Origin of the sequence: Qipengyuania sp. S6317L1 (assembly GCF_023015615.1) — a bacterium.
Classification (GTDB): domain Bacteria; phylum Pseudomonadota; class Alphaproteobacteria; order Sphingomonadales; family Sphingomonadaceae; genus Erythrobacter.
The window spans coordinates 438043-450169 of sequence record NZ_JALKAJ010000005.1 but is presented as its reverse complement, the minus strand read 5'-3'; the positions used below and the strand labels follow the sequence as shown (position 1 = coordinate 450169).

Annotated in this window: 10 protein-coding genes; 1 reads left to right on the top strand and 9 read right to left on the bottom strand. The window is 58.1% G+C overall.

Features of this window, described 5'->3' with window-relative positions; genetic code table 11:
• Nucleotides 1-18 precede the first annotated feature (18 nt).
• From scpA to MWU38_RS13735, 6 genes are all read right to left on the bottom strand, one after another.
• Nucleotides 19-2181, bottom strand: coding sequence for a methylmalonyl-CoA mutase (scpA, locus tag MWU38_RS13760; protein WP_247272369.1), 2163 nt, complete (start codon nt 2179-2181; stop codon nt 19-21).
• 83 nt (nt 2182-2264) lie between these two features.
• Nucleotides 2265-3050 carry an enoyl-CoA hydratase-related protein gene (locus tag MWU38_RS13755; RefSeq protein ID WP_247272604.1) on the bottom strand — a complete coding sequence of 262 codons (786 nt, stop codon included), beginning with the start codon at nt 3048-3050 and terminating at the stop codon, nt 2265-2267.
• Nucleotides 3051-3160: 110 nt separating this feature from the next.
• On the bottom strand, nt 3161-3772 hold the full coding sequence (locus MWU38_RS13750) for a glutathione S-transferase family protein (protein ID WP_247272368.1): 612 nt from the start codon (nt 3770-3772) through the stop codon (nt 3161-3163).
• Complete coding sequence (gene mce, locus MWU38_RS13745) at nt 3772-4212, bottom strand: methylmalonyl-CoA epimerase (RefSeq protein ID WP_247272367.1); 441 nt, start codon at nt 4210-4212, stop codon at nt 3772-3774. Before mce ends, MWU38_RS13750 begins: the two co-directional genes overlap by 1 nt.
• A gap of 105 nt (nt 4213-4317) precedes the next feature.
• Nucleotides 4318-4584 (bottom strand): GIY-YIG nuclease family protein, encoded by a 267-nt coding sequence (locus tag MWU38_RS13740; protein ID WP_247272366.1) that lies wholly within the window; start codon nt 4582-4584, stop codon nt 4318-4320.
• A gap of 522 nt (nt 4585-5106) precedes the next feature.
• On the bottom strand, nt 5107-6639 hold the full coding sequence (locus tag MWU38_RS13735) for an acyl-CoA carboxylase subunit beta (protein WP_247272365.1): 1533 nt from the start codon (nt 6637-6639) through the stop codon (nt 5107-5109).
• A 185-nt stretch (nt 6640-6824) separates the two neighbouring features.
• Here MWU38_RS13735 and MWU38_RS13730 point away from each other — a divergent pair, with 185 nt between their 5' ends.
• Nucleotides 6825-7979, top strand: coding sequence for an FAD-dependent oxidoreductase (locus tag MWU38_RS13730; RefSeq protein ID WP_247272364.1), 1155 nt, complete (start codon nt 6825-6827; stop codon nt 7977-7979).
• Here MWU38_RS13730 and gorA read toward each other — a convergent pair.
• The 3 genes from gorA to MWU38_RS13715 form a co-directional block, all read right to left on the bottom strand.
• Nucleotides 7972-9327, bottom strand: coding sequence for a glutathione-disulfide reductase (gene gorA / locus MWU38_RS13725; protein ID WP_247272363.1), 1356 nt, complete (start codon nt 9325-9327; stop codon nt 7972-7974). The two genes, MWU38_RS13730 and gorA, sit on opposite strands and share 8 nt — an antisense overlap.
• Nucleotides 9328-9425: 98 nt before the next feature.
• Nucleotides 9426-10454, bottom strand: coding sequence for a hypothetical protein (locus tag MWU38_RS13720; RefSeq protein ID WP_247272362.1), 1029 nt, complete (start codon nt 10452-10454; stop codon nt 9426-9428).
• Between the two features lie 123 nt (nt 10455-10577).
• On the bottom strand, nt 10578-12056 hold the full coding sequence (locus tag MWU38_RS13715) for a DEAD/DEAH box helicase (protein ID WP_247272361.1): 1479 nt from the start codon (nt 12054-12056) through the stop codon (nt 10578-10580).
• Nucleotides 12057-12127 lie beyond the last annotated feature (71 nt).

The following is a 12127-nucleotide window of genomic DNA, read 5'->3' as shown; positions in this document are numbered from 1 at the left end:
ATGAGAGTAACGATAGGATCACTCCGCAGCCTCTTCCAGCCCATCAAGCGGGGGCATATTGTGACCGAGCATGGTGAGAATATCGGCGGCGCACTCTACCACATTGGAGCCCGGCCCATAGATCCCCTGCACACCCGCTTCGCGAAGAAAATCATAGTCTGTCGCGGGGATTACGCCCCCAGCGGTGACCTTAATATCGGGGCGACCCGCTTCCTTGAGCAGTCGGATCAGTTCCGGAATCAGTGTCTTGTGCCCGGCGGCAAGGCTTGAACAGCCCACCACATCAACATCATTCTCCAAAGCCATTGCGCAAGCCTCGTCCGGCGTCTGGAACAGGGGTCCTGAGACAATCTCAAAGCCCATATCGGCAAAGGCGCTGGCGATGACATTCGCGCCGCGGTCGTGGCCGTCCTGGCCCATTTTGGCGACCATCATGCGGGGCTTTCGGCCCAGGCGGCGCCCAACTGCCTCGACGCCGTCAGTGACCTGTGCCCAGCGCTGATCAAACTCGTATGCGGTTTTGTAAACGCCCGAGACAGGCTTCGGCGTTGCATCATGGCGGCCAAAGACCTCTTCCATGGCGGAGGAAATCTCGCCCAAAGTCGCATCGTGGCGCGCGGCTTCCACTGCCAATTGCAGCACGTTCGCATCGGCTGCCGAGCCCTCGGTGAGAGCCTTCAACGCCGCCTGACACGCCGCCTCGTCGCGCTTGCTCCGCACATCGGCAAGACGCTTGATCTGACCCTTGCGCACCGCTGCGTTGTCGATGTCGAGCGTTTCGATCGGGTCTTCCTTGTCCTTGCGGTACTTGTTGACCCCGACAATGACCGTTTCGCCCTTATCGACCATGGTCTGCTTTTCCGCCGCCGCCCGCTCGATCGCGGCCTTGGGCGCGCCGGTTGCGACATAGGCGGTCATGCCGCCAGCCTCGTCGACTTCGGCCATCAGAGCGCGGGCGTCCTCGACCAGTTTCGAGGTCAGCGCCTCGATATAGTGCGAGCCCCCAAGCGGATCGACGACATTGGTGATGCCGCTCTCTTCCTGAAGCACCAATTGCGTGTTGCGGGCAATCCGCGCCGAGAAATCGGTGGGAAGCGCGATGGCTTCGTCGAGAGCGTTGGTGTGCAAGCTTTGCGTGCCACCAAGCGTCGCTGCCATCGCCTCAATCGTGGTGCGCATGACGTTGTTGTAGGGATCCTGCTCTTGCAAGGAGACACCGGAAGTCTGGCAGTGGGTGCGCAGCATCTTCGAACGCTCGGCCTTCGCGCCCAGCCCATCCATCACCTCATACCAAAGCGTGCGCGCCGCGCGCAGTTTGGCGATCTCCATGAAGAAGTTCATGCCGATCCCAAAGAAGAACGACAAACGCCCTGCAAAGGCATCGATATCAAGCCCTGTCGCCATCGCGCGGCTCGCATATTCCTTGCCATCCGCAATGGTGAAGGCAAGCTCCTGCACCGCCGTCGCGCCAGCCTCATGCATATGATAGCCTGAAATCGAAATGCTGTTGAATTTCGGCATGTTGGCCGATGTGTATCCGATGATATCAGAGATGATCCGCATCGAAGGCTCGGGCGGATAGATATAGGTGTTGCGGACCATGAACTCTTTGAGAATGTCGTTCTGAATGGTCCCTGCCAGCTTCTCTTGGGAGACGCCCGAACGCTCAGCTGCAACGATGTAGAACGCCAGAACCGGGATAACCGCCCCGTTCATCGTCATGGAAACGCTCATGGTGTCGAGCGGAATTTGGTCGAACAGGATTTCCATATCCGCGACCGTATCAATCGCAACGCCCGCCTTGCCTACATCGCCCACAACGCGCGGGTGGTCGCTGTCATACCCACGGTGGGTGGCAAGATCGAAGGCCACCGACAGCCCCTTCTGACCCGCGGCCAGATTGCGGCGATAGAATGCGTTTGATTCCTCAGCCGTCGAGAACCCCGCATATTGCCGGATCGTCCAAGGGCGCCCTGCATACATCGACGCCTTTACTCCGCGCGTGAATGGCGCAAACCCGGGGAGCCCCGGATCCCATCCCTCGTGATCTTCTGCGGTGTAGAGCGGTTTGATCTCAAACCCTTCAGGCGTGTTCCAGGTCAGGTCGCGGCCCTTCACTTCCTTGTCAGCGAGGGCTTTCCAGTCGGCGGGTGTTGGCCGGGAGTCGTTGGTGTCAGTCATGCGAACGCTCTAAAATCAAAAAAGGGGCAGCGCAAAGGCACCGCCCCAATTTCTTTTGAATCCCTATTTATTTTGAGAGGGCCTTACTGCCCTTTGAACTCGGCTTTGCGTTTTTGCAGGAACGCCATGCCGCCTTCCATCGCGTCTTGGCTCGCTCCAGCAATGCGCTGCCCTTCTGCTTCTGCGACAAGCACCTGTTCAAGCGTGCCGTCCGCGGCCATTGCGATGTTGCGCTTCATGGTTTTGATCGCAACCGTCGGCCCATTGGCGAGCTTTTCCGCTAGCGCACGCGCTTCGTCCATCAGGTCGCCGTCGTCGACACACTTGTAGGCAAGCCCCCACTCCTCGGCCTGTTCGCCGCCGATCTTCTCGCCCAGCATCATCATGCGTGTGGCGCGTGCACGGCCGATTGCGCGGGTGAGCAGCCAGGTCGATCCGCCATCTGGCACGAGGCCGATGTTGACGAAGGCCTGAAGAAAATAGGCGCTTTTGGCGACAATGGTGAAATCAGCTGCAAGAGCGAGCGAGCATCCCACACCCGCCGCCGGACCGTTAACCGCGCAGATTACGGGAACTTCGGCACGCACGATCTGGCTGATTGCGGGGTTATAGTGTTTCTGCAGCGCCTCGTGGCTGCCGCCTTTGGAGCCGAGCGCCGAGCCGTCGCCGCGCGCGGACAGGTCTGCGCCAGAACAAAACCCTTTGCCCTCGCCAGTTATGAGGACTGCGCGCGCGTCGCCAATGTCATAAAATGCCTGACCGATCTCATCGGCCATCTGCGGGGCCATTGCGTTCAAACGATCCGGCTTGTTCAGCGTCAGGATCATCAGCGGGCCTTCGCGGTCCACCTTGATGGTTTCATAGGTCATATGGGCTCTCTCCCTGAGTGCGTTATTGCGTTGCGTGTGCGTTTCGTTTCGCAACCGGTCCTGCCGAGGATTGCAGGCCGGTGCAAGAGCGATGTGCACAGAATGGTCGATCAGGCTTTCGCGCTGGGCCTTGCCGAAACCCGTTCGTGCCATGCACGAAGCGCGCTGCATTCTTCCGGCATTTCAAGGCCGATGAAATTTGCAAAATCCACTGTGGTCAAAAGAAGGATATCGGCGGCGCTATAGGTATCGCCTGCGAGAAATTCGCGCTCCGCCAGCGATTGATCGAAGAACCGCATCGCAGCAAAGGCGCGCGGACGATTGGCCTCGCCCCAGTCTGTGTTGCGACCCGGTAGCGCGGAGGTGAAGGCGTGGGTGTGCACCCAGACCGCCCCGGCCGTCGACATGAGGATCATTTCAACCCTGCGGCTCCACATCTCGATCTGCGCAATTTCAAGCGCGTTTGTGCCGAACATCGGCGGTTCGGGATGCTGCGCCTCAAGATAGCGCATGATCGCCACACTCTCTGCGATAACTGTGCCATCGTCTAGCTCGAGGATCGGCGTCTGACCGCGCGGGTTCTTGGCGGTGAATTCTGGCGATTTCTGCTCGCGCTTGGGGATGGACACTTCCTTGGAGGGAAGATCAATACCCTTTTCAGCGGCAAAGATGCGAACCCGCCGCGGATTGGGCGCGGGACTGGGGCTGTCATAGAGAAGCATCAATGCGCTCCCTCTTTCGGCGTTTCCATGATCTCGGTGAGCATTCCCTTCATATCTTTTGGGTGCAGGAAGAAGATCGGCGTGCCGTGTGCACCGATCCGCGTGGGGCCAAGGATGCGTTTGCCGATCCCCTCGAAATAGGCCCGGGCTTCCTCGATATCGGGCACTTCAAAGCAGACATGGTGCTGACCACCCGCCGGGTTCTTGGCAAGGAAGCCGTTGATCGGAGAGCTCTCGTCAAAAGGCTCGATCAGCTCAAGCTGCGTGCCGTTCATTCCGCTGTCTGTGGGCGTGTCGACAAAGCAGACTTTGACGCCCTGCTCGGGCAGGTCAAAGGGCTCGGTGATCTGCGTCGCGCCCATCGTGTCGCGGTAATGCGCGATGGAGTCTGCGATGGAGGGCGTTGCGATCCCGATATGGTTTAGGCGGCCTAGTTTCATTTTATGCCTTTCGTCATTGCGAGCGCAGCGAAGCAATCGAGTCTGTCTCGCTCCACCATTCTGGATTGCCACGCCGCCTCGCGGCTCGCAATGACGGGTGCGGGGTCATTGTGCAATGGTTTCGAATAGGTCGTGCCAAGTGGGGTTTTCGGTTTCGATCAAAGCCAGCTTCTTTCGGCGGTTGCCCGCCTTGATCTGCTTTTCGCGAGCTATGGCTGCATCCATCGTGTCGTGCCGTTCAAACCAAACGAGCATTTTGCAGCCATACTTTTTTGTGAACCCGTCAGCCACACCGTCGCGGTGTTGCCAAGTCCGCTTCGGCAGGTCGGAAGTCACGCCAGTGTAGAGTGTGCCATTTCGCTTACTGGCCATGATGTAGACACAAGGCAATTTCCCGGTCGTCATTGCGAGGAGCCGCAGGCGACGCGGCAATCCAGGGCGTCGCGCGACCCGCTCTGGATTGCTTCGCTACGCTCGCAATGACGGAAAAAGTTCGCGTATTGTGTCCTAGAGGATGCCAGAGTCATTTTTTAAGGCGGCCCAATCCATCTTCGAGTTTTGCTCTTTCATCCTCTGAGATGTCCTTGGACTCAAGCCGCCTTTCGGCTCTTTCAATTAAAGACTCTTTCCAGCCGCGTGTCATGATCCAGCGTGATGCAAAGAACACCAAGACCCAAACGACACCCGGGCCCGGCTCAGTCTGATCCAAGAGCAAAAGCACAAATCGAAAGGCGATCCAAAGAGTCAAACTGTTTGCGAAAGCGATTGCATTGGCCTTCCAAGGCTCAAGAGGCGCACGAGCAATTCGATATCTTATCAAGCAGGGGAGACTTAATCCGATCCCCCAAGTGACTACAAAACTTAGGATTAGCTCAAGAAGCACTCTCCACTCCATCACAACGGAATATTATCATGCTTCTTCCAAGGGTTCTCCAATTGCTTGGTCCGCAGCTTCCTTAGCCCCAGCGCGACCCTGCGCCGCGTAGAATGCGGGTGGATCACCTCGTCGATATAGCCACGCGATGCCGCCACGAAGGGGTTGGCAAAGCGGTCTTCATATTCCTTGGTTTTCTCCGCGATCTTCTCGGCATCGCCGCGGTCTTGGCGGAAGATGATCTCCACCGCACCTTTGGCTCCCATCACGGCGATCTCTGCGGTGGGCCAGGCGTAGTTGAGGTCGCCGCGAAGGTGTTTGGACGCCATCACATCGTATGCGCCGCCATAGGCCTTGCGGGTGATGATGGTGATCTTGGGCACGGTCGCCTCGCCATATGCGAACAGCAGCTTTGCGCCGTGCTTGATGATGCCGCCCATTTCCTGAGCCGTGCCGGGCAGGAAGCCGGGAACATCGACGAAGGTCACAATCGGAATTTCAAACGCATCGCAGAAACGCACAAAACGCGCGGCCTTCTTGGATGATGCAATATCGAGTACGCCAGCAAGCACCATAGGCTGGTTCGCAACCACGCCCACGGTGCGCCCTTCAACCCGGCCAAAGCCGCAGATGATGTTGGCGGCGTGCGCTGGCTGAATTTCGAAAAACTCGCCTTCGTCCAATGTCTTACGGATCACCTCATGCATATCATAAGGCTGGTTCGCATTGTCCGGGATAATGGTGTCGAGCGAGTGCTCCAGCCGGTCCCACGGGTCATTGGTGGGAAGCTCTGGCGCTTCCTCGCGGTTGGACAATGGCAGGTAGTTGAAGAACTCGCGCGTTGCGAGGAGCGTCTCGATGTCATTCTCGAAAGCGATATCGGCGACCGATGTTTTGGTTGTGTGGGTAATCGCCCCGCCCAGCTCTTCCTGCGTGACTTCTTCGTTGGTGACGGTCTTCACAACGTCCGGCCCGGTCACGAACATGTAAGAGCTATCCTTCACCATAAAGATGAAGTCGGTCATGGCAGGCGAGTATACAGCGCCGCCTGCACAAGGGCCCATGATAAGGCTGATCTGAGGGATAACTCCGGATGCGAGAACGTTCTTCTGGAACACATCGGCATAACCGCCAAGCGATGCGACGCCTTCCTGAATACGCGCGCCGCCGCTGTCATTGAGGCCGATCACCGGAGCGCCCACTTTCATGGCGGTGTCCATTACCTTGCAGATTTTCTCCGCATGGCGTTTCGACAAGGAGCCGCCGAAGACGGTGAAGTCCTGGCTGAACACATAGACCAGCCGCCCGTTGATCGTGCCAGAGCCGGTTACGACGCCGTCGCCCGGTATCTTCTGTTCCGCCATGCCGAAATCAACACAATCATGCTCTACGTAAGTGTCGATCTCTTCAAACGAGCCTTCGTCGAGCAACACATCGAGGCGTTCGCGCGCGGTCAGCTTGCCCTTGGCGTGCTGTGCGTCGATGCGCTTTTGCCCGCCGCCCATTCTGGCAGCTTCGCGCTTGCGTTCCATTTCAGCAATATTGGCAGACATTAAGTGATCCCTGTCCCTGATTGAATGTTTGTCCGTTCGTTGCCGCACCCATTGCCAAGCGTCAACTTATCAAAAGTTCAGCCCCCTCACGCTTTGCACGCTCAGCGGAGGCTGCGAACAACGGCTCGAAAATGGCAGCTGTTGCGATATAAGCGTCATGACAGCAGCGAGGGTTTTGAGAGTTTATGACCAGCGACGGACAGGCGCACAGCGACTTTCTGGTTGTCGGAGCCGGGATCGCAGGCCTTTCGCTGGCCGCCCGCCTGTCAGAGCATGGTCGCGTGATGGTGCTAGAGGCGGAAAGCGCGCCGGGCTATCACGCTTCGGGTCGCAGCGTGGCTTTTGCGCATTTCGGCCTTGGCGAAAAAATTGTCCGCACACTCACGGCGATGAGCCTTGATGAACTTGCGGCCAGCCCGTGCGACGACCGCGCCCGTTATGCCCGCCCTCACCCAGCCCTGCATATTGCGCGCAGCGACCAGATTGCCGAGCTTGATGCGCTTGAAGAGGAACACCGCTCCTTTGGCTGTGATTGCGAGCGGCTTTTCGCTGACGATGTGCGCGAACTGGTACCGGTTTTGAAGACCGGCAAAGATCACATTCACGAAGCGCTTCTCGATCGCGGCGCGCTCAAACTCGATACAGATGCGATGCTTCAGGGGCATTTGCGCGATCTTCGCTCTCGAGATGGTCAATTGATCTGCGGTGCGCGGGTGATCGGTCTGAGCCGCAAGGGCAACAGCTGGGAGGCGCGGACAACTGCGGGCCTCTATACGGCGCCTGTGCTCATCAACGCTGCCGGAGCATGGGCGGATGAGGTCGCTCGCATGGCAGGCGCCCATCCCATCGGGATTGAGCCACGCCGCCGCACAGTGATCGCCTTTGCTGCGCCCGAGGGCACACGCAGCGCCAAGTGGCCTTTTGTCAAAACGCTTGGGGAGGGTTTTTATCTTTTGCCTGAAGGTTCAGACCAACTGCTCGCCTCGCCGCAGGACGAAGGGGCAAGCGATCCATGCGATGCCGCCCCCGAAGAAATCGACATTGCAACAATCGCCCACAGGATCGGGGAGGCGAGCGAGATCGAAATAACCCGCATCGCTCACTCATGGGCAGGTCTCAGAAGCTTTGCTCCTGACGAATTGCCGGTCGTGGGATTTGCCCCCGACACGCCCGGTTTTTTCTGGTTCGCAGGACAGGGGGGATACGGCTTTCAAACCTCCCCCGCCCTTGCCGAAACAGGAGCCTCTGTGATCATGCAACGCGGCTTGCAGCCCAAGTTCAAAGAGAACGGGATCACTCCCGCCCTCTTTGCCCCTGAGCGTTTCTCGCGCGTTACTTGAGCAGCACCAGCTCCTCGGCGACGGTCGGATGGATCGCAGTCGTCGCATCGAAATCGGCTTTGTTCATGCCCGCTTTGACCGCCACTGCGGCGGCCTGCATGATCTCTGGCGCGTCAGGCCCGATCATGTGGAGGCCCAGGATCTTTCCATTCGCTCCATCGCAGATCATCTTGATCAGGCTGCGTTCGTTACGCCCGGCCACCACGTTTTTCATCGGGCGGAAATCCGAGGTGTAGACCGAAACCTGACCATATTGATCCTTTGCCTCGCGTTCGTTCAGACCAACAGAGGAAATCGGAGGATGGCTGAACACCGCGCTGGGGATGCAGCTGTGATCGACACTGTAAGGTTCGTCCGGGCCAAATACGCTGTCGGCAAAGGCTTGACCTTCACGGATAGCGACGGGGGTCAGCTGAACCCGGTTGGTCACATCGCCGACAGCGTAGATGTAATCGACATTCGTCCTGGAAAACTCGTCGACCTTGATCTCGCCTTTTTCGCCGGTTTCGACGCCAACGCTCTCAAGCCCCAATCCTTCTGTATTCGGAACACGGCCAGTGGCGAGCAGGACTTTGTCGAAGGTGCGCACTTCGTGCCCTGCGAGCTTTACGTCGTATGTGCCATTTTCGTTCTCTTCCACCCTTTCGATATCGGCGTTGAAGAGAAATTCGATTCCCTTTGTCATCGAAATCTGCATCAGGCGGTCACGCAGCGAGAAATCATAGTCGCGAAGGATCACGTCCGAACGGTTGGCGACAACGACGTTCGATCCGAACTCGTTGAAGATACCGGCAAATTCGTTCGCGATATAGCCACCGCCCATAATCAGGATGCAGCCGGGCACTTCATCGAGATGAAATGCCTCGTTGGATGTTATGCAGTGGGTCTTGCCGGGAAAATCGGGAATGAAAGGGCGCGCGCCGGTGGCGATCAGGATATGTTCCGCAGTGACAACAGTGCCATCTTCAAGGGTGATCTCGTGGTCGCCCGTGATCTCGGCGCGCTGTTTGAAGATGGTGACATCGTGATTGTCGAGCGTGTCGGTATAGACGCTCTCGATCCGCGCGACGTCCTTCATCACGTGGTCGCGCAGCTTCACCCAGTCAAAGCTTTTGCCCTCGATGGTCCAGCCAAATTGCGTCGCATCTTCGAGGTCCTCGGCAAACTGCGCGCCGTAAACGAGCATTTTTTTCGGCACACATCCGCGAATGACGCAGGTGCCTCCGACCCTGTGTTCTTCGGCAGCAGCCACCCGAGCGCCATGCGCGGCAGCCACACGGCTCGCGCGAGTTCCGCCCGAGCCAATGCCGATTGTGAAAAGGTCGTAGTCGTATTTGTCGTTGGCCATATCCGTTCCTCTTGATTGGTCCGCATATGGTCATCTTCGTGATAAGGGGCAAGCGGGTTACGCCTGCGCTTTCGTTCATTGCTTGATTAGCGGGAAGCTCAGCTTTCGAGGAACCGCGCATAATCGCGAAGAAGCTCAAAAGCTTTCATATTCTCAAGCGTGATCAGTCCATCGTCGGTGATACCGGTCAGGCGGTGAATAAGCCGCAGGATCGCCTTTTGCTCGGTCTCTCCAATATTCATCAGCGTGATCAGCATATCGGGATTGTCGTGTTCGAGCTCGTCAAACAGCATGGCGACATTCATCGGATCAAACCCAAAGCCAAGAAAGGCGAGGCGTTTGCCGCGTGACATCTCGGCGCGCAAGTATGATTGGAACTGGCGCGACTTGGCCCGTTGACTGGCGGTGAAGATGCGCTTTGACAGTGCGACTATATTGTCAGCATCGATATTGCCCCATGTCGCCCCGTTCTCCTCATCGCCTTGCCATGGCAAACGCCCGGCAACGCCGTAAGGGTGCACGATGCGAAGGCGTCCTGCGACAAGCTCCTGCGCCTCTTCGATGGTCATTCCGAACGCGCGCTGCACCACCCACGGCAGGTAATGTTCAATCGCGCGGTCATAGTTGAAACACACTATGGAAAGCTTCTCGAAGCACTCTTCGGCCCGCGCGCGCGGCACGCCCTTCACGATCAACTGACCCAGTTGATAGAGCCAGTTTTCCGTGCCTCGCAGCGGCAGCTCATCGGCCGAACGCGGTTCTACCGCCAAGGTCGATTTGGATTCGGCCTGTAGCGTGTAGTAAACGATCGCAATCTTGCCCGCGGCCTGAACTGCCGGGTCGTGCCCGTATTGTTCGAGGATCGCATCGATATTGGTGCTGACCAAAGTCGCATCGCGGATCGCCGTTGCTCCGCGCACAAGCTCGTCATAGCTCATGCCCACTTGCGGTGCGACCTGCTCGAACAGGTTCGCCAGGTTGATCAAATCGCGAGATTTAACCTCGGAATTGAGCCGCTCGAATTCATAGCCGCTGGCGATTTTATTCAGGAGCTCGGGCCCGTCGGGCATCTCGATCTCGCGATTAGCGCCAGCGCCTATGATCAATGTCGTATCGGTGCGGATCATGCGAGTGTTACGGCCCCTTGCTGGCGTGCTTGCTGAATGAAGCGCCAGTTAGGCCTTGCATGTTTAATTTCGCTTTAAATTCGAGCGCAGGTTGCGCACCAATTTTGCAAGATTTTGTATGCCTTAGCCGCCGGAAGAACGCCGCCTCGCCGCGCCCTGACCGCCGCCGCCGCTTCCTCCGCCGCTACCTCCGCCGTTGCCACGCCGGTTGCGGTTGCCGCCTGGGCGTGAGCCGCCGGGACCGCCGCCAGGCTTACCAAAGCGCTTGCCTGCGTTGGGCTTGCCCTTGCGCGCCTGGTGCTTTGGCTTTTTGGGCTTTTCTGTATCCTGACCCTCGCCCTTTGGCTTTTGCTTTGCAGATGCGCCGGCGGGCTTTGGCTTGATCTTCTTCTTGGAAACGCGAGTTGCACCCTTGGGAGCAGGCTTGGTTGGTCCCTCGCCTTCAACCACGGCGCGGAAGTTTTCCGGAAGGTCCAGCCGGTCAAGTTCTGCTTTCGTTACCTTGCGGATGTCCTTGAGATAGGACCGCTCATCCTCACCGCAGAACGCAATCGCAATCCCGTCCTTGCCCGCGCGCGCGGTCCGCCCGATGCGGTGCACATATTGCTCTGGCACATTGGGAAGCTCGTAATTGATCACGTGGCTGACGCCCGGAATATCAATCCCGCGTGCCGCCACATCGGTGGCGATCAGAATGCTGGTTTTGCCGCGACGAAACTCATCGAGAGCGCGCTGGCGCTGAGGCTGGGACTTGTTGCCGTGGATGGCATTTGATTCAATCCCGCGCTGGCGCAACTTCTTCACCACGCGGTCCGCGCCGTGCTTCGTGCGGGTGAAGATAAGGACGCGCTCCATATCGCCGGGCACGCGGTGTTGACCGCCAAGGATCATATCAAGCAGCCACTGCTTTTCATCCTTTTGCACCATGAAGATATATTGGTCGATCCGCTCTGCCGTCGTGCTTTCAGGCGTGACAGAAACCTGCACCGGATTGCGGCAGTAGTTTTTCACCAGTTCCTTGATCGCCTTGGGCATGGTGGCCGAGAAGAACAGCGTCTGGCGCTCTTTCGGGACAAGTTCGTTGATACGACGAAGCGCGTGGATAAAGCCCAGATCGAGCATTTGATCCGCTTCATCAAGCACCAGCACTTCGACCCCGTTGAGGTTGAACGCCTTTTGATCGATCAGATCGAGCAAACGCCCCGGTGTTGCGATCAGAATATCGGTGCCGCGATGGAGCTTGTTGCGGTCCTTGTTGACCGAAGTGCCGCCGACAATCGATTGGACCTTCAGGCCGGCAAGCGCGCCGTAGTCCTTTGCTGAATCGGCAATCTGCTGCACCAGTTCGCGCGTCGGGGCGAGAACCAGCATGCGGCAGGATTTAAACGGAATGCGATTGTCGCTTGCACGCAAGCGGTCAATGGAAGGCAGCATGAAAGCCGCCGTTTTCCCGGTGCCCGTTTGCGCAATGCCAAGAAGATCACGGCCCTCAAGAACCGGCGGAATGGCCTGTTCCTGAATTGGCGTGGGAGTGGAATAGCCCTTGAGATCAAGAGCTTGAAGAACGGGCTGTGACAGCCCGAGTTTGTCAAAATTTGTCATGTAAACTCGCAAAAATGTGCGGAGCGCACGCGCAAATAGGGCGTGCGAAGCGCGGGGTTAAAAAACCGCCC

Bases quoted from the DNA above. Each gene is read 5' to 3' on its own strand.
- scpA (WP_247272369.1), bottom strand. From the start codon at position 2,181: ATGACTGACACCAACGACTCCCGGCCAACACCCGCCGACTGGAAAGCC.
- MWU38_RS13755 (WP_247272604.1), bottom strand. From the start codon at position 3,050: ATGACCTATGAAACCATCAAGGTGGACCGCGAAGGCCCGCTGATGATC.
- MWU38_RS13750 (WP_247272368.1), bottom strand. From the start codon at position 3,772: ATGCTTCTCTATGACAGCCCCAGTCCCGCGCCCAATCCGCGGCGGGTT.
- mce (WP_247272367.1), bottom strand. From the start codon at position 4,212: ATGAAACTAGGCCGCCTAAACCATATCGGGATCGCAACGCCCTCCATC.
- MWU38_RS13740 (WP_247272366.1), bottom strand. From the start codon at position 4,584: ATGGCCAGTAAGCGAAATGGCACACTCTACACTGGCGTGACTTCCGAC.
- MWU38_RS13735 (WP_247272365.1), bottom strand. From the start codon at position 6,639: ATGTCTGCCAATATTGCTGAAATGGAACGCAAGCGCGAAGCTGCCAGA.
- MWU38_RS13730 (WP_247272364.1), top strand. From the start codon at position 6,825: ATGACCAGCGACGGACAGGCGCACAGCGACTTTCTGGTTGTCGGAGCC.
- gorA (WP_247272363.1), bottom strand. From the start codon at position 9,327: ATGGCCAACGACAAATACGACTACGACCTTTTCACAATCGGCATTGGC.
- MWU38_RS13720 (WP_247272362.1), bottom strand. From the start codon at position 10,454: ATGATCCGCACCGATACGACATTGATCATAGGCGCTGGCGCTAATCGC.
- MWU38_RS13715 (WP_247272361.1), bottom strand. From the start codon at position 12,056: ATGACAAATTTTGACAAACTCGGGCTGTCACAGCCCGTTCTTCAAGCT.